1 pseudogene is annotated in these 531 nt (G+C 49.5%); it reads left to right on the top strand.

The window, feature by feature from the left end:
• Positions 1 to 531, top strand: a pseudogene (metL, locus tag R7Q11_RS29010) (bifunctional aspartate kinase/homoserine dehydrogenase II); the annotation flags it as partial.

The raw sequence follows: 531 nt of genomic DNA, 5'->3' as shown, positions 1-531 counted from the left end.
TCAGAAAACAGAACTCGAAAAACGCCACGGTATGAGCTTTGACTTAGTCGCCGTTGTCGATAGCCAGACATATTGGTTTGATGAAAAGGGTATCGATGCGGCGGCGGTTGCCGACAAGTTTGATGATGAAAGTATTGAGAACGATGGGACGTGGCTGAGTCGGTTGGGCGATTTACAAGGTTATGATGAAGCCGTGGTATTGGACGTGACCGCGAGCAAAGAGTTGGCGCAACGTTATGTTGATATCGCTCAGCAAGGCATCCATTTAATTTCTGCTAACAAAGTTGCAGGCTCTGCCGACAGTCAGTACTACCATCAAGTGCAAGATGCATTCGCGAAAATCGGTCGTTACTGGCTCTACAACGCGACGGTTGGGGCTGGGTTACCTATCAACCATACCGTGCGAGATCTGCGTGAAAGTGGTGACGAGATTGTGGCGCTATCCGGAATCTTCTCGGGAACACTTTCTTGGCTGTTCCAGCAGTTTGATGGCTCGGTGCCGTTTAATGAGTTGGTCGATTTAGCGTGGCA

Source organism: Vibrio sp. 970 (assembly GCF_033339075.1).
Note: the sequence above shows the minus strand (reverse complement) of the source record. Positions and strands in the feature narration are given on the sequence as shown.